This is a genomic window from Fenollaria sp. (assembly GCF_057222035.1).
In genome coordinates this window covers 38,480-61,358 of record NZ_JBXXYC010000003.1, presented here as the reverse complement: position 1 = coordinate 61,358, position 22,879 = coordinate 38,480, and the positions used below count along the sequence as shown (strand labels likewise).

Annotated in this window: 20 protein-coding genes, 1 pseudogene and 1 riboswitch; of the genes and pseudogenes, 19 read left to right on the top strand and 2 right to left on the bottom strand. The window is 36.6% G+C overall.

Features of this window, described 5'->3' with window-relative positions; genetic code table 11:
• Positions 1-104 precede the first annotated feature (104 nt).
• Positions 105-743 (top strand): YARHG domain-containing protein, encoded by a 639-nt coding sequence (locus AC2UOP_RS03900; protein ID WP_484832703.1) that lies wholly within the window; start codon positions 105-107, stop codon positions 741-743.
• Positions 744-861: 118 nt separating this feature from the next.
• Here the strand turns inward: AC2UOP_RS03900 and AC2UOP_RS03895 are convergent, their stop codons facing one another.
• Together AC2UOP_RS03895 and AC2UOP_RS03890 are read right to left on the bottom strand one after the other, a co-directional pair.
• A complete protein-coding gene (locus tag AC2UOP_RS03895; protein ID WP_484832702.1) occupies positions 862-1,740 on the bottom strand; it encodes a glycosylasparaginase in 879 nt (292 codons plus the stop codon).
• Between the two features lie 8 nt (positions 1,741-1,748).
• Positions 1,749-2,861 carry an amidohydrolase family protein gene (locus AC2UOP_RS03890; protein WP_484832701.1) on the bottom strand — a complete coding sequence of 371 codons (1,113 nt, stop codon included), beginning with the start codon at positions 2,859-2,861 and terminating at the stop codon, positions 1,749-1,751.
• Positions 2,862-2,942: 81 nt separating this feature from the next.
• Between AC2UOP_RS03890 and ybaK the strand changes: the two genes are divergently transcribed.
• The 18 genes and pseudogenes from ybaK (at position 2,943) to AC2UOP_RS03800 (ending at position 22,783) form a co-directional block, all read left to right on the top strand.
• Positions 2,943-3,425 (top strand): Cys-tRNA(Pro) deacylase, encoded by a 483-nt coding sequence (ybaK, locus tag AC2UOP_RS03885; RefSeq protein WP_484832700.1) that lies wholly within the window; start codon positions 2,943-2,945, stop codon positions 3,423-3,425.
• 19 nt (positions 3,426-3,444) lie between these two features.
• A complete protein-coding gene (locus AC2UOP_RS03880; RefSeq protein WP_484832699.1) occupies positions 3,445-6,285 on the top strand; it encodes an insulinase family protein in 2,841 nt (946 codons plus the stop codon).
• Positions 6,286-6,788: 503 nt separating this feature from the next.
• The gene (locus tag AC2UOP_RS03875) at positions 6,789-6,977 is read left to right on the top strand and encodes a DUF4177 domain-containing protein (RefSeq protein ID WP_106018323.1); all 189 of its coding nucleotides are present in this window, start codon (positions 6,789-6,791) and stop codon (positions 6,975-6,977) included.
• Between the two features lie 288 nt (positions 6,978-7,265).
• Complete coding sequence (locus AC2UOP_RS03870; RefSeq protein ID WP_484832698.1) at positions 7,266-9,746, top strand: S-layer homology domain-containing protein; 2,481 nt, start codon at positions 7,266-7,268, stop codon at positions 9,744-9,746.
• 359 nt (positions 9,747-10,105) lie between these two features.
• On the top strand, positions 10,106-10,789 hold the full coding sequence (locus AC2UOP_RS03865) for a Type 1 glutamine amidotransferase-like domain-containing protein (RefSeq protein ID WP_484832697.1): 684 nt from the start codon (positions 10,106-10,108) through the stop codon (positions 10,787-10,789).
• 51 nt (positions 10,790-10,840) lie between these two features.
• The gene (locus AC2UOP_RS03860; RefSeq protein ID WP_484832696.1) at positions 10,841-11,386 is read left to right on the top strand and encodes a GNAT family N-acetyltransferase; all 546 of its coding nucleotides are present in this window, start codon (positions 10,841-10,843) and stop codon (positions 11,384-11,386) included.
• Positions 11,387-11,732: 346 nt separating this feature from the next.
• On the top strand, positions 11,733-12,434 hold the full coding sequence (locus AC2UOP_RS03855; protein WP_484832695.1) for a lantibiotic protection ABC transporter ATP-binding protein: 702 nt from the start codon (positions 11,733-11,735) through the stop codon (positions 12,432-12,434).
• Positions 12,435-12,437: 3 nt separating this feature from the next.
• On the top strand, positions 12,438-13,178 hold the full coding sequence (locus tag AC2UOP_RS03850) for a lantibiotic immunity ABC transporter MutE/EpiE family permease subunit (protein WP_484832694.1): 741 nt from the start codon (positions 12,438-12,440) through the stop codon (positions 13,176-13,178).
• Entirely contained in the window at positions 13,178-13,918 is a 741-nt protein-coding gene (locus tag AC2UOP_RS03845) for a lantibiotic immunity ABC transporter MutG family permease subunit (protein WP_484832693.1), read from the top strand. Before AC2UOP_RS03850 ends, AC2UOP_RS03845 begins: the two co-directional genes overlap by 1 nt.
• Before the next feature lie 32 nt (positions 13,919-13,950).
• Positions 13,951-14,610 (top strand): response regulator transcription factor, encoded by a 660-nt coding sequence (locus AC2UOP_RS03840; RefSeq protein ID WP_070599656.1) that lies wholly within the window; start codon positions 13,951-13,953, stop codon positions 14,608-14,610.
• Complete coding sequence (locus AC2UOP_RS03835) at positions 14,601-15,971, top strand: sensor histidine kinase (RefSeq protein WP_484832692.1); 1,371 nt, start codon at positions 14,601-14,603, stop codon at positions 15,969-15,971. The genes AC2UOP_RS03840 and AC2UOP_RS03835 overlap by 10 nt, the downstream gene beginning before the upstream one ends.
• Positions 15,972-16,251: 280 nt before the next feature.
• A complete protein-coding gene (locus AC2UOP_RS03830; protein WP_484832691.1) occupies positions 16,252-17,196 on the top strand; it encodes a D-2-hydroxyacid dehydrogenase in 945 nt (314 codons plus the stop codon).
• A pseudogene (locus tag AC2UOP_RS03825) lies at positions 17,189-18,223 on the top strand (glycerate kinase); the annotation flags it as partial. The gene AC2UOP_RS03830 and the pseudogene AC2UOP_RS03825, both read left to right, overlap by 8 nt.
• A 27-nt stretch (positions 18,224-18,250) precedes the next feature.
• Positions 18,251-19,405 carry an NAD(P)-dependent malic enzyme gene (locus AC2UOP_RS03820; protein WP_026880668.1) on the top strand — a complete coding sequence of 385 codons (1,155 nt, stop codon included), beginning with the start codon at positions 18,251-18,253 and terminating at the stop codon, positions 19,403-19,405.
• Positions 19,405-19,914, top strand: a complete 510-nt coding sequence (locus tag AC2UOP_RS03815; RefSeq protein ID WP_484832690.1) for a hypothetical protein — start codon at positions 19,405-19,407, stop codon at positions 19,912-19,914. Before AC2UOP_RS03820 ends, AC2UOP_RS03815 begins: the two co-directional genes overlap by 1 nt.
• 41 nt (positions 19,915-19,955) lie before the next feature.
• Positions 19,956-20,070, top strand: a riboswitch (FMN riboswitch).
• A 42-nt stretch (positions 20,071-20,112) separates the two neighbouring features.
• Complete coding sequence (locus AC2UOP_RS03810) at positions 20,113-20,757, top strand: ECF transporter S component (RefSeq protein WP_484832689.1); 645 nt, start codon at positions 20,113-20,115, stop codon at positions 20,755-20,757.
• A 380-nt stretch (positions 20,758-21,137) separates the two neighbouring features.
• Positions 21,138-21,545, top strand: a complete 408-nt coding sequence (locus tag AC2UOP_RS03805; RefSeq protein ID WP_480021876.1) for a hypothetical protein — start codon at positions 21,138-21,140, stop codon at positions 21,543-21,545.
• 623 nt (positions 21,546-22,168) lie between these two features.
• Complete coding sequence (locus tag AC2UOP_RS03800; protein ID WP_484832688.1) at positions 22,169-22,783, top strand: TetR/AcrR family transcriptional regulator; 615 nt, start codon at positions 22,169-22,171, stop codon at positions 22,781-22,783.
• Positions 22,784-22,879: the final 96 nt, after the last annotated feature.

Below are 22,879 nucleotides of genomic sequence, written 5' to 3'. Positions count from 1 at the left end.
AACGAAGTGGCAAGGTCATAAACATAAATCTTATTTATAATATAGATACCCAATCGCTCTTGAAAACATTGCCCCATAGTGATATAATTAAGCTAGGTGATGAAATGAGAATTAGAAGAAACACGAGTGTTTACATAAATTTTGAGGGCAGAGGCGAAGGCCAAAGGGACAGGTCTAAGGTCTATGCTATCGTCTTAACTTTGGTATGTTTAGCGCTTTTGGCGATTTTTTATTTTTTGTATAAATACACGACAAGCCATGTATATATAAAGGAAGCGAGTGAGGATGCGAAAGTTTACGAGGAAATTTACAAGGATACCGTTCTTGACCGCGAAAAGTTTGACAAGGCCGACGAAAAATTTAAAATGAAGATAGATGATGCAAGTTTCATAAGGGCGCAAGCTGAGTATTTTATGCCAATTGAGCCGAAAGAGAAGCTTGACAAGAATTTCGCCAAGTCATACAAAAAAGTTTTTGAGGACGAATACCTTTTTAATGGCGATGCAAAATTGATACCAATGAAGCTCTTGAAAGCGCTATCGCGTAACGAGATAAGACTGATTAAGGCAGAAATTTTGGCTCGCCATGGCTATGAGTTCAAGACGAAGGAATTTGCCGATTACTTTAAGCAAAAATCGTGGTATAAGGTTGATGAGCATTATAATAGTGCGTTTTTATCGACGACTGAACAACAAAATATAAAGTTTATTATGGAGTACGAGCGCCAATTAGACAAAAAATAAAATTTCTTAAGAAATTTGCTCGGTGTATATATACTGATAAAATATTTAGGCAAAAAAAACACCCTCTTTACTGATTTTCAAGTAAGGAGGGTATTTTAATTTTTTTCTCTCAATTAAATTATTTAATCTTTTCTATCTCTCTACCAAAGTTTCTCGCTATATACATACTCGTTTCGCCATTTGTCTCGCTTACTATGAATGGGAACTCGGCTATATTTGTGGCGGCGCCCCATGCTCCGTCCTTATTTACTGCTATTACTGAGAAATCGCGCGGCACTTCGCCCTTCGCCCTAAGTTTTGCGTCTAAATCACTAACTGCCTTTGTCGCGGCGTCTTGAGGACTTAGTCCACTCGCCATTAAACTTACAATTGCATAGGATAATGTTCCTTTAATTATATCTTCGCCGACGCCTGTTGCAGCTGCGGCGCCTACTTCGCTGTCCGCATATAGACCTGGACCTACAAGCGGCGAGTCACCCACGCGGCCCATTTTTTTCATAAAGAGACCCGAGGTCGACGTTCCCGCGACGCATCTTCCGTCCTCTGCGATGAGGCCACAGACTGTATCGTGGCCCTTATAAACCTTTGGTTTTTTTGCCCTTTCTTCGAGCCAGCGCCTCTTTGCTTCGTATGTAAGCATCTCTTCTTCCTTAAAACCCATGTCTTTAGCGTGTTTCAAGGCGCCTTCGCCGACTAAAAAATTATTGTATTCATTATCAATGAGGGTATAAGCGACTGAGACAGCGCTCCTCATATTTCTAAGGCCAGCAACCGCACCAAAATGCAGATTGTCCCCGTTCATGATGGCTGCATCGCACTCAACCACGCCATCTTCGTTAGGTAGGCCGCTGTAGCCGACCGAGTGAAAATCTTCGTTCATTTCAACATCTTTTATTAAAGTGATTAAGGCTTCTTCAAGCGCAGCGCCCTTTAAAAGCGCCTCACGTGCGAGCTTTGTGCCCATCAAAGCCATTTTCCAAGTTGCTATAATCGTCATAAGTCCTCCTAAAAATCAGAAAAATTAGTCTTGCGCAGAACTTTTTTGTCCTTCATCTCAAGAATTCCCTTGCTGATAACTGTGTCAATACCATCATTATCATCAAGCGCCATAAGGTCCAGTGAAAGCCCTTCCTTGATATCGCCAGTAATTTTGTCTATTTCAAGCGCCTTCGCTGCGTTTGTCGAGGCAAGTTTAATCATATCCTTTAGCTCATAGCCATAATTTTTGCAAAGCATCTTTATAGTATCGAAAAGCTCTGTAATCTTTGCAGCGCCTATACCTAAGAGCTCTTTGTCCTTGGACCAGATAGGCACAGAGCCGTTTGAGTCGGATGAAAGCGTGATTTTATCGAATGGCGCGTTCTTTATCGCGTAGTCGATCGCATCAAGACCATCGTCACCTGCAGTGAAATCCGCGTATCCACCCATATTCATAAACTTAACGGCGTCGTCAACTATGTTTTTGCAATGCGTTGGCCTAAAGACCTTGATCGGAATTTCGTGTTTTTCAAGGACTGCGAAGACTTTTGAAAGGCCTTCCTTACCAAGTCCGCCCGTATGCATGTGTAATTCACCCACTTTGCCGGCGAAGAGGCCACCTAGGTAGCACTCGCTCGCTAGCCTTACGAGTTCGTCCTCTGTGACGTAACTTGCTCTGTGGTCTGAAATTGCTAGCTTACAGCCGATGATCTCACTTATGTAAGTGATGTCCTTTTTAACCGAGCCCGTTATGGTTTTAGAAGGAAACTCGTAGGCGCCAGTCAGTGCAAAGGCTCTGACGTTGTACTCATTTAGCGCCTTGACCTTGGATACGAGATTTTCGACCGAACGCGTCGTGCTGTCAGTCCCAAGCAGGCCAACGAGCGTCGTCACACCCGCCATAATTATGTCCTCGTACTTTATCTCGGGAACGCGCGACGTAGGGCCCATCTCTCCGCCGCCACCAGTCACATGTACGTGGCCATCGATGAGACTCGGAAAAACTCTTTTTCCCTTTAAATCAATCTCCTCAATCCCATAATAATTTTCTATATTTTCCTTTATCATAGTGATATTGCCATCTAAAGACAAGATGTCAACACCATTACCATTATAATTTGCATTTTTAACAAGCAGCATAAATCCACCTCCACTAAGTAAATCATAGCACAAAAGCATGACTATGACAATAGTTTTGGGTATAATAAAGTAGGTGATTTTATGAAAAAGACAAATGCGATGCGCCTACTTGACGCGGCGGGCGTAGATTATGAGGAGTTTGAATACGATGCGAGCCTTGGAATCAGTGGAACTGACGTCGCTCGCACTCTTAATGAAGATGAAAGAATGGTTTTTAAGACCCTAGTTACTGAGACGAATAAAGGGGAACATTTTGTTTTCATAGTGCCCGTGGCGATGGAGCTCGACCTAAAAAAGGCGGCTAAGGCGGCTGGCGCAAAGAAAGTGGATATGCTTAAGCAAAGGGATTTACTGCCACTAACAGGCTACGTGCACGGCGGCTGCTCACCCATTGGCATGAAGACGAAACTTAAGACATTTATCGACGCATCGGCGATGGATAAGGAATATATTTACGTGAGCGGAGGCAAAGTTGGCTTGCAAATAAAACTCAGTCCAGCAGATTTAATTAAGCTAACGGATGCGACCGCCATTGACATAGTCAAGAGCGCTGTGTTACAATAAGGATAATTGAGGTGATTTAATGAACGAAAAATTTTCTCTAGTAGAGAGTGGATTTATAGACGAAATAAGTTCAGCGTATAAGATTTTTACGCACAATAAGACCAAGGCTAGGGTCATCAAATTTGAAAATGACGACGACAACAAGGCCTTTATGATAGGATTTAGAACGATTCCAGAAAATTCAAAGGGCATAATGCACATAATTGAGCACGCAGTTTTGTCGGGCTCGAAGAAATACACAACGAAGGAGCCCTTCATGGACCTTGCAAAGTCGTCACTTGCAACGTTTTTGAACGCGATGACTTTCCAAAATATGACAGTTTATCCGATTTCATCAAGAAATGCGAAGGACTTTTATAATTTGATGGACGTTTATCTAGATGCTGTTTTTAATCCAAGACTATTAACGGACAAGAGAGTCTTCCTTCAAGAAGGCACTAGGCGCGAAATTTTTAATAAAAATGACGAAATTCAGTACCAAGGCGTCGTTTATAACGAGATGAAGGGCGCTATGTCCTCCTCGGAAGAGTTCATCTACCAAGCGATGCAAGAAGAGATGTATCCCGGAAATTATCCCGCTTTCAACTCAGGCGGCGACCCATACGAGATTATCAAACTTACTTATGATGAGCTTCTTGACTACTACAGAAGGCACTACCACCCATCAAATTCCTACACTGTTTTGTATGGCGATGGCGACGTAGACGCAGAACTTGAACATTTGGACGAGTTTTTATCAGCTTACGATTACAAGGAAATTCCGAATAAAATTGGCATGTGTTTAGCTAAGGATAGTAAAAAATTTATCGAGCGCGCTTATCCAAACGATGTTTCAGACAAGCACAATTACGCATATAGCTTCATCACAGGCGATATCGACAATACTCGTGACAGCATCATGACTGAGTTTTTAAGCAAGTACCTAAGCTATTTCTCAAATTCGCCGCTTAAGAAAAAGATCCAAGAGATGGGCATTGCGAGTGATTTATTAAGTTACTCCAACTATGGCTATGGCAATGGTAACTTCACTGACATAAATATGATTTTAAAAGACGCAGATGGCGGCAAGGCAAACATTTACAAAGATGCTGTTGAAGAAGAGCTTGAGAATATCAAGGCTGGCCGCATCAATGGCGATATCTATGACTCGGCGCTTAACCTAATGGACTTTACCCTTAAAGAGTTTGCAAATACTGCAACAAAGGGCATTGCACTTGCACTAAAAGCTGTGGCTATGTGGCTATTTGATAAGTCGCCACGGGCTGCATTTGCGTATAATGCTACACTTGAGGAGCTAAAGAAGGATAAGAGTGCCTTTATAAACTTTGTGAAAGATGTTCACAAGGATGCTAAGCTAATAGATTTTTATCCAGTTAAAGATTTTTACAAGGACAGAGACGAGGCTGAGAGAAAGGCGCTTGACGAGTTCAAGGCAAGTCTTTCGGATGAGGAGCTAGAGGCGCTAATCAAGGAAAATGAAGATCTTAAGGCTATGCAAGAAGCTATGGATAGTAAGGAAGCCATCGCTAGCATACCAACGCTTAAATTAAGTGATTTGCCTCGCGATATTGAAAAACTGCCGCTTGAAAAGATTTCTGACTCAGCTTATTATTCTAAGGAAGATAGCAAAATTTGTTATCTAAATTTATTCTTCGACATTTCTCATATTGCCGAGGAGGATTACGTGAAAGCCGCTAATTTAGTTGATCTCCTTGCTGACATCAAGACTACTAAGTCATCGAGAGAAAAGCTTGAGACAGATATATTCAAAACTACTGGCGCGATAAATTTTGCCGCGAGCGTTGTGAAAAATTATAAGAACGGCAAATTGACACCGTTTGTGCAATGCAGCGCGAAGTTTACGAAGGATAAGGCAGAGAGCGCGATGAAACTAATTGATGAGATCATCAAGTACTCCGATCCAAGCGATGAAAAAGTCCTTAAGATGAACGTTTTGGAGAGCGTTTCAGACTTTGATAATAATATTTTAAACATAGCTTCAAACGTTGCGATGGATGTGGCGAAAGCGCAAAGCCTTGAAAAAGAGAGACTTACGCTAAAGCTTCATGGCATAGAAAAATTTATTCACCTTAAAGAATTGAAGACAAAATTTGATGAGCTTAAGGACGAAGAGATAAAAGACTATGAAAGACTAATGAAAACTATGTTTAGAAGAAATGGTTTTCTATCGCATTATTCATTCGAAAGCAAAATTCCAGAGCTAGATACGGCTATAGCAGAGCTAGAAGCTTCACTTGAGAGCGTGGATGCTCCAGCCATTAACATAGAAAAAAATATTGAAAAGAAAAATATTAAATTAATCGTTTCATCCAAAGTTTATTTCAACGCCATGGCAACTGATCTAGATAGTGATAATGACGGCGATGTAGAAGTTTTAAGACAAATAATGTCAAATGACTATTTGCATACAGAGCTTCGTGCTAAGGGCGGCGCTTATGGTGATGGCTTAAGTGCAGGTATTGACTACCTTGCAGAGTTTACCTTTAGAGATCCGCACGTTTCGAGAAGCTTTGACGTTATGAGAAAATCGGCTGAGTTCTTGGAGGGCTGCGAGCTTGACCAAGACGAGCTTGAAAGAAGAAAGATTGCTTCGACACTTAAGTATAATAAAGCGTATGGCAAGGGACAAAAGGGCAAACTTGCCTTTGTGAGAATGCTTCAAGGCCTCACAGAAGAAGACGATTTGAAGACATATATAGAAATTTTGGATACGGATTTGGATATATTAAAGAAAAAGTATGTAGATAAATTGAAGAGATTGAAAGATGCTCCGATTGCGGTAATAGGACCTGATGGAGACGATGGTATAGTGTATGACGAAATCATCGACATCAGATAATTTCTTAATAAAATGCGCCCTTGGGCCGTTCCTTCCTTAGCAATGCTCACTTATTTTGCATTAAGTTGAGCCCTTTTGCTAGTTTCGAATTATTTTGTCGCTGCGACGTATGTTTATACGTCTCACTCCAAAAAATTCTGTACAACGCAAAATCATCTCAACTTCTCTGCAAACTAAGAGTTTAAGTGACTTGTATAATTATATCAAGATTTCACTTCACCCAATCATCTCGAGTGCGAAGCACCAAGGTTCTTAAGTCCATGCACCAAGAGAACGAGTTTGGCGATGTTCGATTGGCTATGCATGCCTTATGCCAGAGTTTACAAAGAGACGGAACGAAGTGAACGTCGATTTGATTAAACTTACGGCCTGGACCCATTCAAAGCGAAGCTTTGTAAATGGGTGAGGTTCTTCTTTCTTTAAGAAATTTACTCGGGGTATATAAATGGAAAAAAATTGAATGATTAATAAAGAAAAATAAATTAAATAAAAGAGGCGATTTTATGAAAAAGTATGAATACGATTTCGTTACAGTAAAGACCACAGGTCTTTGGTACGACGATTACCAAGAAATTATTAAGAAGCATGGGGAGGAAGGCTGGCGCTATGTTGATTCAATCGATAAGAGTAGGGATTTTGTGGATGCAAATCCGAGATTGGAATTAGTGTTTGAACGAGAATTAGAAGAGTAATTTCTTGTTAAAACGAGCCCTTTAGCTAGTTTCGAATTATTTTGTCGCTGCGGAGTGCACTTGCACACCTCACTCCAAAAAATTCTGCACAACGCTAAATCATCTCGTTTTTCCTGCGAAATTTACTCGGTGTATATAATTTGATAAAACGCATTTCGATTCGCAAAACAAAAACCACAAAATAAAAATCACAGAGCTTATCCTAATCGGATAGGCTCTTTTTTGTTTGAAAAATCCATTTTCATGGTATATATAAGTATAAAACAAATCATAATGGGAGGTAATATTATGAAGATGAAGAGAATTTTATCCTTTGTACTAGCCTTTGTTTTAGTAGCGAGTGCTATTAACGTAGGCTTTGCACAAAGTGAAACAAAAACTAATAAAGACAAGATTGACTACCTTGTTGAAAAAGGCTACGTTCTAGGCGATGCCAAAGGACTTAGACTTAATGACTCGATTACGAGAGAAGAGTTTGCAGTTATGCTAACAAAGGTACTTAACAAAGAAAATGCCGCTAAGGCTGCTATGAACGTGCCTAGCGCATTTAAGGACATGGCGGCTGATCGCTGGTCAAACGGCTTTGTTAACATCGCAAGCGAGCTAAAAATTATCGCTGGCTATAGCGATGGAACTTTTAGACCAAGAAAGAACGTTTCTTATCAAGAAGCTATCAAGATGCTAGCGGTTGCAGCTGGTGGAACTGATATCAAGCCAGCAACTCAAGGCGAGTGGGCAGCACCATTTATCAGCTATGCAGCAAATAAAGGCATTTTAAATGGCCTAAGTGATCTAAAATATAAAGATCAAGCTACAAGAGAGAATGTTTTTGTAATGATTTATAACTATCTTAATGGCGTGAAAGAAGCTGAATTATCAAAGCTTACAGCCATCGTTACAAAGACAAACGCTAATTCAAATCTATCAGAAAAGCAAGCTGAAATCGTCGTATTAAAATCAAGCCTAGATGGCTTTAAAGAAGGTAATTCCTACATCGTAGACCTTAAGGATGGCATGGATCCTATGGACATAGTTGGCAGAGTTTATGATCTTGACATCGATGAAAAGAACATGATTAAGTCATTTAGAGACAGCGCCATCGCTCAAACTGAGATTGCGCCTATCAATATTAAAGGCTTAAGACTTTATGTTGGCGATGCTACAAAGGATTCAACAGTTCTTGAAGACAAGGCAGCGCTTACTGAACAAAAATTCCGTGGCGCAGCAGTTAACGGCAAGTATTTCGATTTATTCACAGATTTTGCTAAAGAAATCAACTACAAGGCAGACTTTGCCTATGTTACAAGCGTTAACGCAAAAGTTGTCTACATCAAAGCATATACATTTAACGATATAATGCCAGTATTTTCTTATGACAATGGCGCAGTTAAGGCTATAGACGACGAGTCAGCTGCCATAGTTAAGAGAAATCTTAAAAAAGCTTACCTTTATGACAATGGCAAACTTATGCCAATGGACCCAGCTAAGCTAGAAAAATACGATGTACTACACTTCTACTCAAGCGATGAAGCCATCGTAGTAAAAAATAAAGTAGAAGGACAAGGCGCTAGATACAAATTAAGTAAAGGCGGCGCATACATCAATTTAGCTGACAAAGACTATAAGTTAAGCGATGAAAAATCAAGAAGAGCAGTTGCTACTGTAGATGACAAAGTATTCTCACAAGTTAATGCAGCAAACTATAATGACGAAGTAAAACTATTAGTAAACGAAAAAGTTAATTTAGCACTAGATATATTTGGAAACGTTCAAGTTATTTACGGAAAACTTTCTTTTGATGAAGACGTTTTCATGATCGATAGAGTGACTACAAACGCAGTTGCACTAATTGATAGAAATGGCAAAGAAATTAGGGTTCAAGACTCACTTGACCTAAGAATATATAGAGATGGCAAGGAAATCAGACTTTCTGAGCTAAATAATCAAGACATCGTTTACGCAATTTACAATAAAGACGCAGTTCAAAAGATATTTGTATTAAACGGACTAAAAGACTACGATAAGAGTTTCAAGCCACTTGATAAGGACGGCAAGACATATAAAGTTTTCGCACCAACAAAGAGCGTTAAGAGAAGCTCCATTTACGTGGCAGGAAAAGAAGTAAACCTTCTTGACAACACAGTTCTATATAATTTAGTTCAAGTCGGAAAGAATTATAAAGTAGAGACTATTAGCCTAGATGAAGTGAAAAACGCAGGTTTTGACAAGACTGTAACAGCTTATATGTTCACAGTTAAGGACCTTAAGGACAAAAATGTTACTAAGTACGATAGCTTCCATGGAGCAGATAACGCGCCAGTTGCCATCGTTTTCAAAAACGTAGAAAAGAAGAAAGTAGTTGACAAAGAAGATATAATCGAGCTTAGAAGCGTTTACGATGCTAAGATTGACAAATCATTCGAAGGCTACGACAAAAATCAAACACTTAGAGTTTATGAGACTAATGGTGAAAAATTTGAGAATTGCAAGGCAGGCGACATCGTTAAGCTAAGCCTTGACAAAAACCAAAAAGTTCTTAGACTTGATAAACTAATCACAGATTTAAGCGAAGAATATACAGTTCAAAACGTTTTGTACGATGCAGGTGGAAGCGAAAAACTTGTGCTTAAAGATAGTAAGGGTAAGGAATTAAGTGTATTTGCTAATGATAAGAGAGTGGTTTTTGGCAGGAATTATGCTAAGGATAGTGTTATTAAAATTGCACTTAATGATAATGGTGAGGCATTCATTATAAGCGTTATCAAATAATTTTGCGTTAAAATTTCGTCTTGCACTCGTTCCCTCCTCAGCAATGCTCACGTACCATTAGTACGCTGCGCTTGCTTCGTCAGTCCACTTCGTCCAATCCATAAATTTTTTCAGCAAAATTATTGGCGGAGTATGTATAAAGAGGAGAATCATCGTTCGTGCGAAATTTATGCGGAGTATATATATAGCGATAAATCATTCGATTTGTAAAAAATGTATTTTATTCAAAAGGATTGACAAGTATAGCTTGTTGATCCTTTTTTGTTGGCGATAAAAAATTAAATTTGTATTATACTTTTAATATTAGCAAAGACTTTTCTATGATATAATAAAGTCAATATTAACATAGGAGGGATTTTATGATTATAGCTATTGGAGGCGGGGAAGTAGGCTTAAATGAAACTTACGAGATAGATAAATTTATTGTAGAGGCAGCCAAAAAAGAAAAACCAAATTTTCTATTCATTCCGACAGCAAGTAAAGATGCTCCGGCTTATGTGAAAATTATTAGTAAATTATATGGTGAGCTAGGATGCAAAACTGACACCTTGTATTTATCTAATGTAGAAGTAGACAAGGAAGAGGTCAATCAAAAGATAGAAAATGCAGATATCATCTATGTTGGCGGCGGCAATACCCAATACATGATGAAAGTTTGGGAAGAATACGGTGTAGACAAAGCATTAATTAGAGCTTATAAAAGTGGCAAAGTACTCTCCGGCTTAAGTGCAGGCTCTATATGCTGGTTTATTTCAGGCCATAGCGATAGTGAGTTTATAGAAGATATTGAAAATCCAAAACCTATATGGGTTAAAGGTTTAGGCATCATTCCTTATTTGCATTGCCCTCATTATGACGAGCCTGATAGAGTAGGCTTTGATGAGTTTTATGCTGGGCAGCTAACAGATGCTATTGCAATAGAAAATCAGGTAGCAATTGTTTGGGATAATTATGAAATGAAAGTAATTAAATCGAATCCTGATAAAAATGCATATAAACTTTCTTGGAGCGATAAAGGCTTGAAGAAAGAAGTTTTAAATTAAGAGTTTTCATATTATGAAAAGGGCAAATTAAAATTTATTGGAGGTATAAATATGAAGTTTACACCAGAAAATTTTGAATTAAAAGACGGCAGAATCTGTATAATTCGAGAGATTCAAATAAATGATGCTGAAGAAACAGTTGAATATTTAAAAACTGTTAGTGGAGAATCTGATTTTTTGAATTCTTATCCAGAAGAAATAAGTATCTCAGCCGAAGAGGAAGCTAAGTTAATAAAAGGTTTTAACGAATCTGATGATACCCTTATGCTTGTCGTTGAACTGGATGGAAGATTGATCGCAAACGGCACTATTACAAGGTTTAGAAGAAAGAAGATGCGCCACAGAGGAAATGTAGCTCTTGCTGTGTTAAAAGAATTCTGGAACAAAGGAATAGGGACAAAGGTGCTTCAATGCCTTGAAGATTATGCAAAAAAACTGGGGCTTTCACAACTTGAGCTTGATTATTACTCAGGTAATGAAAGAGGAAGACTTCTTTATGAAAAACTTGGATTTATTCAAGTGGGAGAGACTCCTAATGCCATCATCTTGAAGGATGGAACTCAATATAGCGATATAAAAATGGTGAAGAGCATATAAAAGTGATATTTAAATAATTATTAAATTATGGATGCTAGGTGCAAAAACACTTTTCAAAGTGCATAGAATAAATATTCTTGACATTTACATAACATTTGATATAATAAAAGCACCAAAAGCCTTAGTACTTAAGGACAAGGTACTCTAATTTAAGATATGAGTTAAAGCACAGGGCTTTCCTGTGCTTAATTTTTTACAACTAAATTAATCTAATTATAGAACATTTTCAAATTTTTAGTCTCAGTACTAGATAAGATATTAAATTTTAAAAGAATTTTATCTTCCTTATGAAATCCTTAAGTTTATATTTTATAATTTATTTATAAAATGAAGAGGAGGTTCATTTATGGACAAATTTATATTAGAAACAAAAAATCTTACTAAAACTTTTGGAAAGCAAAAAGCTGTAGATAATATTTCTTTAAAAATAAAAGAGAATTCTATATATGGATTGCTAGGACCTAATGGGGCTGGTAAATCGACTACATTGAAGATGATTACTGGAATGATTCATAAAACATCTGGTCAAATCTTTTTTGAAGGTCATGAGTGGAGTCGTGGCGATTTGTCGGATATTGGTGCCTTGATAGAAATGCCTGCCTTGTATGAGAACTTATCGGCTAGGGAAAATTTAAAAGTAAGGACACTCCTACTAGGCTTACCAGATTCTAGGATTGAAGAAGTATTGGAAATAGTAAGTTTAAAAGATACTGGCAAAAAGAAAAGTGGTCAGTTTTCTTTAGGCATGAAACAAAGGCTAGGTATCGCCATTGCCTTATTAAATAATCCTAAGCTTTTGATTTTAGATGAGCCAACAAATGGACTTGATCCACTAGGAATTCAAGAATTGCGTGGCTTAATACGAAGTTTTCCAGAAAAAGGAATAACCGTTATTTTGTCTAGTCATATTTTAGCAGAAGTTGAACAAACTGCTGATCATATTGGGATTATTAATAATGGAAAATTGCAATATCAAAACATTATTAATCATGATGACAATTTAGAAGAACTTTTTATGAATGTTATAAAAAGTGGAATGGGAGTGTAAAAAATGATATCTTATATTCTTGCAGAAAATTTAAAACATAAGGGCACTTTCTTGAAGAAGTTATTAGTTATTATGCCAATAACTTTAATCTTATTGTCCTTATTTCTTATGCCAAGCTATTTCACTACCAATTCCTATAACTGGTGGTATGTAATAATAATGCCAGCAACTTTTGCCTTAATACCAGCAATGATGCATAGAAAAGAAAGTAGAAAATTAAACTACAGAGCAGTTTTCCCTCTAAATATTAATCTCAAAAAGTTATGGGTTTCAAAAATAATTACAGCATTTATTTATATGAGTATTGCTGCTATAATTCATATGCTAGGAGTGTATATTTTTCAATTTTTAATTGGAGGACAATTAACACCAAACTATGGATTTTCAACATTACTATTTGCTAGTTCCTTACTAATAATAGCCAATATTTGGCAAATCCCATTATGCTTTTTCTTGGCAAAAAAATTTGGATTTATTACAAGTATTATAATTAATGCAGTATTAGGGTTAGGAGCAGGAATATTGTTGTCTGACGGTGCTTTTTGGATTTATTGCCCATATTCTTGGGGAATTAGATTAATGATTCCTGTTATGCATATTTTACCAAGTGGTGTTTTGACGGAAGTATCAAATCCAATAATATCAAGCACATCATTATATATTCCTTGTATTTTATCTGTATGTCTATTTACATTACTTACAATAATAAGTGCAAATTGGTTTTCAAAGCAAGAGGTGAAATAATGATAAACATAATAAAATCCGAAATATATAAAATCAAACACACCTGGCTTCTTTGGATTCACATAGTCTTACCTATAGGCTATTCATCATTATTTTATGTGGCATTAAAAACCACAGGATTAAAAAATTTTGAAGAAAGCGATATAATACAAACTTATTTTATACTTTTAGGGGCAGTAATCCCAATAATATTAAGTTTTATAACTTCAAAAGTTGTTGATATGGAAATAAGTGCTGGAAAATTTCAAATGCTTTTATCTACTACAAAATCAAGAACTAAGGCTTATATAGGAAAACTTATTGTATTAGAATTGGGATTTGTTATTTCTCTGACTTTAGCGATTATAATTTTTGCAATATTGTCGGTATATCAAAATATCTTTGATTGGGTTATTGAATTTTTCTTAATTTTTATTAGCAGCTTTTCTCTATACATGATTCATCTTTGGGTATCAATTATATTAAGTAGCGGTGCATCTATTGGATTGGGTTTTCTAGAAACAATGATTACTTTACTTTCAATAACTGTCATTGGTGATAGTATTTGGTATTTTTTACCTTGTACCTGGACATCTAGACTTCCAGCTATATATATTACTATGAGTAAGGTTTCGAATTGGTCTTATTTTTACAAAGAGTTGAGACTGTGGAGTTTTGTAGCTTTGTTTATTATCTTAATCCTATTTGTTTCCTCATTAGTTTGGTTTAATAAGTGGGATGGAAAATCTCTTAGCGAATAGAAATGTTTTATGAAAAATTATGAGGTGATAAAATGGCTTTAATTCTTGCAGTTGATGACGAGTTAGATATGCTTGATCTAATAAGAAACATTTTGAAAAAGAACAAGCATCAAGTCGATGTATATCAAAATCCTTTAGACGTTGATAATAGTAAGCTTAGTAAATATGATTTGATTCTACTTGATGTTATGATGCCAGGTATTGACGGAATTAGTTTCTGTAAGGATATTCGAGCTAAAGTAGACTGCCCTATTCTTTTTTTAACAGCAAAAACTATGGAAGAAGATATAGTTGAAGGCTTATTAATTGGAGGAGATGATTACATCACAAAACCATTCGGTGCAGCAGAACTCCTAGCTCGTATAGAGGCACATTTAAGACGAGAAAAAAGAGAACGACACAGTAGTTTAAATCTCGGTGAGATTCGTTTTGATTTATCTTCCAATGAAGTCTTTGTAGGAGATGAAAAAGTTCATTTGACAAAATCTGAATATCAAATTTCAGAATTACTGGCAAAAAGAAAAGGACAAGTATTTTCAAGAGACCAAATATACGAGCTTGTCTTTGGATTTGATGGTATAGGAGATGCATCTGCAATATCAGAACATGTAAAAAATATTAGGGCAAAGTTTCAAAAATATGGGAAAAATCCAATTGAAACAGTATGGGGGATCGGATATAAATGGAATTAAAATCAAAAGGTCAATCTCTTAAAAATATACTTTTTAAATATTTGTTAAGTATTGCACTAGGACTAGTAATCTCTGTTGGATTAATAATGGCTTTTATATCTCTTTCTTACCAATTTAAGTGGATATTTCCTGCGAACTATACTGAGAATTTAATTCTTGAAAAAAGAACAGATATTGCCACTGCAAAAAATTTCGAAAAATCATTACTTCCAGATAATACATCTTATCTATTTCTATCAAAAGACGAAAAAGTTATAGAAACAAATATGAATAAGAATATCCAAGATACAGCCTTTAATTATCATAAGGGCTCTGTTAATTCTAATTCCAACTTATCCTTTATGGAAATACAGAGATCAGATGGATATGTACTTGTAGCTTATGACCTAAAGCCTTTTTATAAAAGTCCTTGGATGCAAAAAAATCTACCACAAATAAATATTTTATTACTAACTTTACTGATAATATTTTGTTTTATTAGTATTATTACTATCACATTAATTTGGGCAAAGAAAATATCGAAAGAATTAAATCCTTTGCTAGAAGCTTCGGAAGAAATCAGGAAACAAAACTTAGATTTTCAAGTTAAAAAGTCAAATGTTCAGGAATTTAATGTCATATTAGAAAGTTTAGAAAAAATAAAGTTAGGGTTAAGTGAATCTTTAAGAACAAATTGGAGAGAGGAAGAGAAAAAAAGAAATCAGATTTCAGCATTAAGCCATGATATAAAAACTCCAGTTTCAATTATAAAGGGAAACTCAGAATTATTAGGAGAAACAAAGCTAACAGAAGAACAAGAAACATATCTAAATTATATTAGAAAAAACACAAGTCGTATTGATAAATATATCCAAACTTTAATGCTTGTTAATAAATCTAATCAAGCAAATGAATTAAACTTTACCCAAATTAGAGCAAAAGAATTTGTAGAAAACATTGAAAAACTTGCTAAAGAATTTACATCAACTTATAAGTTAAATCTTTTAGAAGATATTAACTATGATGATGATTTTTTAATAGTAGATTTGAAAAATTTTGAACGAGCCTTTCTAAATATTTTAAGTAATGCCAAGGAGCAAAGTCCTAAAAACTCAACTATTAAGTTAATTATATGTTCTAAAGCTGCTAAGCTTCAAATATCAATATTAGATCAAGGACATGGATTTACAGGTGAAGACCTCTTATATGCAAAAGATCAATTCTATCAAGGAGACAAAAGTAGGCATTCAAAAGAAAACCATGGAATCGGATTATTTGTTGCCGAACAAATTATTGATATGCACGGAGGAAGCCTTGTTTTAGAAAATAGAACTGATGAAATCGGTGCCAAAGTAAGCATATTACTACCTGTAAAGAAATAAATAGAGAATATTACTATAATATCAAATTTCTTTATTTTATTATATTTGATTTATATAAAAAGACCATAATAAGTAAGTTATGGTCTGATTTTTTCCAAGCACAAAGCACTTAGAATTATTATTTAATTTATTTTTTACAAATGTTTCCTTTATAATCCGAGTTACATTATCAGTAATATTTAAGCTTTGAGCTTACAAGGTTTTGATTTTGCCTTTACAAACCCACTCCACCGTTTAAAATCACTTCTTTTTGGGTAGCTATACATTAGAGGTGATATTTATGAAGATTGTTTTCTTAGATATGTACAATTCAAATCCGGGCGACATTGACACTGCTATGTTCAAGGATTTTGGCGAATTTATTACATACGATAGAACTAATCCATCTGATATAAAAGAAAGAATCAAGGATGCGGACATCGTCATCACAAACAAGGTAAGGCTTGGCAAAGCTGAGCTTGAGGGCACTAAGGTGAAGTTCATCGCTGAGGCGGCGACTGGCTTCGATAACCTTGACCTAAATGCGCTTAAGGAGCTTGGCATCGGTCTTGCGAACGTTCCTAGCTACTCAACTTATTCAGTTGTACAGCTAACGCTTGCTCACTTACTTAATAGGGCTAACGATGTCTATTCTTATGCGAAAAAGGTTCGCGAGGGAGCGTGGGTTGACAGTCGCGACTTTAATTTCTTCCTAGGCACTATTCACGAGCTTGCCGGCAAAACAGCTGGCATTGTGGGCTATGGTGACATCGGCCAAAAAGTAGCTGATGCTTATAGGGCTCTTGGCATGAAGGTCATAGCGCTTAAGGTCGCTGGTCACCATGCGGACGGCGATTTCTTCCGTGATTATGAAGACTTCTTCAAAGAAGCGGACATAATCAGTTTACACGCGCCTATGAACGGGGATTCAAAAGAAATTATTAATAAAGACAGTATTGCGCTTATGAAAAACACAGCCATCATCATAAACACAGCACGTGGCGGTCTTATAAACGAGGCTGATTTAGCTGACGCGCTTAAGAACGGCAAAGTCGCTTTCTACGCTTCAGACGTTTCTGCGCCTGAACCTATGACTAAGGAAAACAAGCTATATGCGCTTGATAATGCGGCTTTCACGCCACACATCGCTTGGGCTTCCCTTGAAGCAAGGCAAAGGCTTTACAAAGTTATTTATGACAATATCGATGCATATGTTAATGGAAGGAGCTTAAACAGAATTGTCTAAGAAGGTCGCACTCATCGCTGGCTCTTTCATTTCGGGGATTTCATCGATTGAGCTTTTAAAGGCGATACAAGGGAAAATAGATGCCGACGTAGATATTTACGCGCTTCCAGACGGCTATGGCAACATTTATGAGGCGACAGAGGATTTAAAATCCTTTAAAGTCGAGGAGCTTACGGTAGTGAACGAAGCGGGCGAAGAAAAATTATTAAAGTACCTTCGTCACGACGACAGAGTTATCGTCTCCTTCTCAAGCATAGTAAATTACAAGATGAAGGGCGAACTTAATTCTACAAGTTATTTAGCAGGAGCTCTTGTGAAAAAACTTATTGAAATTGGCGAGAAAAAGATCACCATTAGCGTGGGTGGAAGTGGAGTCAATGACGCTGCTGTAGGTTTTTTGCGTGCCATGGGCGTGAAATTTTATAATGTTTTAGACGAAGAAGTGAAAGAGACGAGAGACATCTACAAGATCAAGCGCTTTGACACGACTGAGCTGGATAATTTGATTAAGGGTGTTGATTTTATCGTCTTCAAGTACTCCAAAACGCGCTTCATCGGCTACAGAGGCACTACTTATCAAAACAGGCTCATCAAGGACAATCTGATACTTGAGATTTTCGAGCGCAATATGGAGAATTTTCAGTATCTTTTGCAAAACCATTTTGACTTCAAAGTTAAAAGCGTTGAAGCGGCAGGCGCTGGAGGCGGATCTATGCTTAGCCTAATTAAATTTTTAAATGCAAAAGTAGTCGATTTGGGAGAATTTTTAGAAAAATATTTTAATTTTGACAATATTACTCAAAAAAGTGATATAATAATCTTAGTTGACGACTATCTGTCCTTAAAGTTAAGAAAAGAAAGCTTTAGGGCACTTGTCTTGAACAAGGCAAAACAATATGACAAAGAGATTATCGGTCTTGCGCTTGACGCTGAAGAGGAGAAAGCCTCTTTTATCGAGCAAGGCTTTACTAGGATGATAGACCTTACATACGACTCCGAGTCACTTGATAGAGCGGCAAAGATAATCAATAATTATTTAAAAGGAGAGGATGACATGGCTTACAAAGAAGAAGCACTTAAGTTTCATGAAGAAAAAAGAGGTAAATTGGAAGTAGTTCCAAAGGTTGAGGTAAATAACGCACATGACCTTGCACTTGCTTACACACCAGGCGTTGCCGAGCCTTGCAAGCTTATTCACGAAGATCCAGAACTTCAATACAAATACACTGCAAAAGGCAATCTTATCGCTGTAGTTACAGACGGTTCAGCAGTTCTTGGCCTTGGTAATATCGGTTCAAGGGCAGGTATGCCAGTTATGGAAGGAAAGTCTATACTATTCAAAAAGTTTGGTAATGTGGACGCTTTCCCTATCATGCTTGATACACAAGACGTTGATGAAATCGTAAACACAGTTAAAAACATCGCTCCAGGCTTTGGCGGCATTAACCTTGAAGATATAAGTGCGCCTAGATGCTTTGAGATAGAGAGAAAGCTAGATGAGATGCTTGATATACCAGTATTTCATGACGATCAATATGGTACAGCCATCGTCGTAACAGCAGCACTTATCAATGCATGCAAACTTATTAAAAAAGAATACGCTGACCTTAAAGTAGTTATTAATGGTAGCGGCGCAGCAGGCATCGCCATCGCTTATATGATGCTTAACCTAGGCGTTAAGAATATACTTATCTGCGACTCAAAGGGCATTATCTATAGAGGAAATGAAAAGAATAACTGGATCAAGGCAGAAATAGCTGAAAAGACAAATCCAAATAACGAACAAGGCACACTTAAAGACGCAATGGTAGGTGCTGACGTATTCATAGGCGTTTCAGCACCAGGCGTACTTACAAAAGACATGGTTAAGACAATGAACAAAGACGCAGTAGTTTTTGCTATGGCAAATCCAGTTCCAGAAATTTATCCAGACGAAGCAAAAGAAGCTGGAGCTAAAGTAGTTGGAACAGGTAGAAGCGATTTTCCTAACCAAATCAATAACTCCTTAGCCTTCCCAGGCATATTCAGAGGAGCACTTGATAGACGTGCAAAGACAATCACTTTCGATATGAAAGTTGCTGCAGCACATGCAATCGCTGGACTTGTATCAGATGAGGACCTAACAGCCAGTCACATCATGCCAGATATGTTCGACGAAAGAGTTCCAAAAGTCGTTGCAAAAGCAGTTTATGACGCATACAGAGAGTAATGAGCTACGGATTTATTAAAAAATTAGATAAATTAGATAAAGAAGTGATGCTGGGTATTGATCCGGCATCACTTTCTATTACGGGTGACTTTGAAGGAACCTGCCTTAACAATCACTGCGCCTTCACAATAGCCACTAACATTATGAAGATGATGGGTTTTAGTGAAGTCACTTTTGATGAAATTTATAAATATATAAAATCGGGTCCAGTACTATTTATGGAGCCGCGCCTCAAAAAAATTATTAAAAATAGAAAGACAAGCGTAAAAGTTAAAAGAAAATATTTCCCGAAAACCATGGACATGGTAAAAGCCATTGACGAAGGACATATCACAGCCATGCTTTTAATTGAATCAATAAAAAGCGCACATTGGGTGATAGTCACAGGCTATGCCATAAGCATGGGAGAAATTTATCTAAAAGTTTTTACAAATTGGTACCACGAGGCTCGCTATTATAAAATGAATGAGGGCAGCAAAGCCGTGATGAGCCTTGAATTTTTTATTTAGCCTTGACAAATTATTTTAAGAGGGCTATAATAAAAGTACATCTAATACTTTGGGGTAAGGTGAAATTCCTTTTAACCGGCGGTAAAGCCCGCGAGCATTTGCAGAACCTGTGAGATTCAGGTGCCGACTGTATAGTCAGGACGGAAAAAGATCTTAAAGGTTATTAGTTGAATAATCATTAAGGAGGGTGTTTTTTTTATGTCAAGAGCAAAAAAAATCACATTAATTGCAGCAGTTGCCGCTATGGCAATAGTTTTAACAGCGATAATTCGCTTCCCAATCACATCACTACCATTCTTAAAGTACGATCCAAAAGACGTTATCTTAACAACAGCAGGCTTCATCTTTGGACCACTAGTTGCAATACTTGCAGCAGTCATCGAAGTAGTCGTTGAGATGGTAACGTTCTCCGAGTCAGGACCTTGGGGCGCATTGATGAACATCATCGCAACACTTTCATTCTCAGGTATAGCAGCAGCTATCTACCACAGAAAAAGAACAACAAAGGGAGCAGTTTTGTCACTAGTTTGCGCAGTTTTATCGCTAACAGTAGTTATGGCACTTTGGAACCTAGTTGTAACACCGATATATACAGGCTTTCCAAGAGCAGAAGTCATAAAACTTATGCCAGTCATCATACCATTTAATTTAATCAAAGGCGGAGTAAACGCAGCACTTATCATACTTTTGTATAAACCAATCAAGAGCGCACTTGCAGGCGCAGGCCTTACAGAAGAAGTACAAACAGGCAAAAATGCTACTTGGAATATTATTAAGATGGTGAGCTTTGTAATATTACTTTGTTTGGTGGCGCTGATTGTGTATATGAGAGGCGGAATATAGGATTTTGCGTTAAAATGCGCCCTTACGCTCATTCGCTTGTTCGGCAATGCTCGAGTACTTATACGTACACTCCGCTTGCCTCAAAGCTCCATTTCGCGTAATCATCGCATTTTTCCAGCAAAATTGCTTAAATTGATTTTAAATCAAATTTTCCTGTGTAGCGCAAAGGTTCTCGTACACTTTGGTGTATGAGGTTCTTCAATTAGTGAATAAAGATAAGTGGATACTAAATCAAATTGTTTTAAAAAATTGTAAGCGAAATTAATATTGATAAAAATGAATGAATAATAAACCATTAAAGTGAGTACATTACTTATGTGCTCACTTTTTTATCTTTTGGGTATAAATAAAAACAAAATAAAATAGAAAGGTGGCGCATCATGGTAAAGAAAAGATACCTACTACTCATAGCGAGCCTAGTTTGGTTATTCGCAGGGATAAAAGTTCTAAACTTAGGCCTCGAAGCCTACAAAACGAATTTCTCGGCACTAAACGTTTTGCTATCCATAGCGGTCTTTATAGCCTTTTGGTTCATGGTTTTCAACAGGCTTGTAAACAAGCACACTGCAAGGATAAAAGCGTATCAAGAAGAGAAAAGATACTTTTGGAACTTTTTTGATCTCAAGAGCTTCATCATCATGGCGATAATGATGACAGGAGGCATACTTATCAGAAAATATCAGCTTTTGGATATGAACTTCATAGCTTTTTTCTATACAGGTCTAGGGGGTGCACTTAGTCTAGCTGGAGCTAAATTTATGCTAAACTATATAAAATTTCATGGCTAAATGCGCCCTTGGACTTGTTAAGTCCATGCACCAAGAGAACGAGCGTTAGCGAAGTTCGATTGGCAATGCATGCCTTATTCCAGAGATTACAAAGGTATGGAGCGATAGCGAACATAGCTTTGGTTAATCTTACGGATCCTTTCTCAGCAATGCTCGACTTATTTCGCATTAAGTTGAGCCCTTTTGCTAGTTTCAATTTTTTTGTCGCTGCGACGTATGTTTATACGGCTCACTCCAAAAAATTTTGTACAACGCATAGCGTAAAGGTTCACGTTCGTTTACGAACGGGGTTCTTCAATCATCTCAACTTCTCTGCGAACTAAGGGTTTGAGTTACTTTGTAGAGTTATATCAAGGCTCCACTTCGTCCAATCATCGCAATGCGAAGCAGCAAGGCTCACGTTCATTTATGAACGTGGTTCTTCACTAAGTGTATTGATGAATATAAAATATTATTGTAAATATAAAGTTTAATATAATAATAAATAATGGCGAGATCACTCTCGCCATTTTTAATTAATTTAAGCAAATTTTTAATTAGTAGCAATAAAGTACTTGACAAAATAGTTAGCAAATGATAACATATATAAAAAGAACGAGTGTCGGTCAATTGGTGGTGAAAAATTGTCAAATAGAATTACAAAGAATCCTGATGAAAGAAGAAAAGAGCTTATAACTATTGCTTCTAAGCTTTTTGAAAAGTATGGGTATGAGAAAGTTTCTGTTAGAGATATTCTCGCAGAAGTTAATGGAGCGCCAGGAATGTTTTATTACTATTTTAAATCGAAAGAAGATATTTTCTTGGCTTGTATGGAAACATATTTTGAAGAAAAACTAAAAAATAAGTTGGATATACTTCAAAATAAGGAAATGGATTACGAAGAAAGAATAAAATTTTTAAGAGAACTCATAGTAAAAGATATCGGTCAATTTACAACAAGATATAATTTTTCAAAAGAGAATTCAATTACAGATAACTCGTACAGGCTATGGGAATTGATTCATTACATTGGAAAATTTATAGATGTCTATTCAGAGTTTATAATTGAAGGAATTGAAAATAAAAAAATAGAAAATAATATGGGAATAAATAGAGAAAATGTGAGAAGTTTTGCAGCTTTTATTTTATACGGAGCTGTTGGAACAATATATAACGACTATATTATTAAAGGAGAAAACAAAACAAATTCAAGTGAAGCCTTTGGAATAATAAGCGAACTATTTCAAAGGCCTCAGTAGGGAAAAACAAAATATAAGTATTTTACAAGGGAAACATCAACGGTGTTTTCCTTGTATTAGTTTTAGGGCAAATGAACGAACTCGTTCGGTAAGGAG

Bases quoted from the DNA above. Each gene is read 5' to 3' on its own strand.
- AC2UOP_RS03900 (WP_484832703.1), top strand. From the start codon at position 105: ATGAGAATTAGAAGAAACACGAGTGTTTACATAAATTTTGAGGGCAGA.
- AC2UOP_RS03835 (WP_484832692.1), top strand. From the start codon at position 14,601: ATGGAATTAAAATCAAAAGGTCAATCTCTTAAAAATATACTTTTTAAA.
- ybaK (WP_484832700.1), top strand. From the start codon at position 2,943: ATGAAAAAGACAAATGCGATGCGCCTACTTGACGCGGCGGGCGTAGAT.
- AC2UOP_RS03855 (WP_484832695.1), top strand. From the start codon at position 11,733: ATGGACAAATTTATATTAGAAACAAAAAATCTTACTAAAACTTTTGGA.
- AC2UOP_RS03840 (WP_070599656.1), top strand. From the start codon at position 13,951: ATGGCTTTAATTCTTGCAGTTGATGACGAGTTAGATATGCTTGATCTA.
- AC2UOP_RS03830 (WP_484832691.1), top strand. From the start codon at position 16,252: ATGAAGATTGTTTTCTTAGATATGTACAATTCAAATCCGGGCGACATT.
- AC2UOP_RS03850 (WP_484832694.1), top strand. From the start codon at position 12,438: ATGATATCTTATATTCTTGCAGAAAATTTAAAACATAAGGGCACTTTC.
- AC2UOP_RS03865 (WP_484832697.1), top strand. From the start codon at position 10,106: ATGATTATAGCTATTGGAGGCGGGGAAGTAGGCTTAAATGAAACTTAC.
- AC2UOP_RS03805 (WP_480021876.1), top strand. From the start codon at position 21,138: ATGGTAAAGAAAAGATACCTACTACTCATAGCGAGCCTAGTTTGGTTA.
- AC2UOP_RS03890 (WP_484832701.1), bottom strand. From the start codon at position 2,861: ATGCTGCTTGTTAAAAATGCAAATTATAATGGTAATGGTGTTGACATC.
- AC2UOP_RS03880 (WP_484832699.1), top strand. From the start codon at position 3,445: ATGAACGAAAAATTTTCTCTAGTAGAGAGTGGATTTATAGACGAAATA.
- AC2UOP_RS03860 (WP_484832696.1), top strand. From the start codon at position 10,841: ATGAAGTTTACACCAGAAAATTTTGAATTAAAAGACGGCAGAATCTGT.
- AC2UOP_RS03810 (WP_484832689.1), top strand. From the start codon at position 20,113: ATGTCAAGAGCAAAAAAAATCACATTAATTGCAGCAGTTGCCGCTATG.
- AC2UOP_RS03870 (WP_484832698.1), top strand. From the start codon at position 7,266: ATGAAGATGAAGAGAATTTTATCCTTTGTACTAGCCTTTGTTTTAGTA.
- AC2UOP_RS03845 (WP_484832693.1), top strand. From the start codon at position 13,178: ATGATAAACATAATAAAATCCGAAATATATAAAATCAAACACACCTGG.
- AC2UOP_RS03875 (WP_106018323.1), top strand. From the start codon at position 6,789: ATGAAAAAGTATGAATACGATTTCGTTACAGTAAAGACCACAGGTCTT.
- AC2UOP_RS03895 (WP_484832702.1), bottom strand. From the start codon at position 1,740: ATGACGATTATAGCAACTTGGAAAATGGCTTTGATGGGCACAAAGCTC.
- AC2UOP_RS03815 (WP_484832690.1), top strand. From the start codon at position 19,405: ATGAGCTACGGATTTATTAAAAAATTAGATAAATTAGATAAAGAAGTG.
- AC2UOP_RS03820 (WP_026880668.1), top strand. From the start codon at position 18,251: ATGGCTTACAAAGAAGAAGCACTTAAGTTTCATGAAGAAAAAAGAGGT.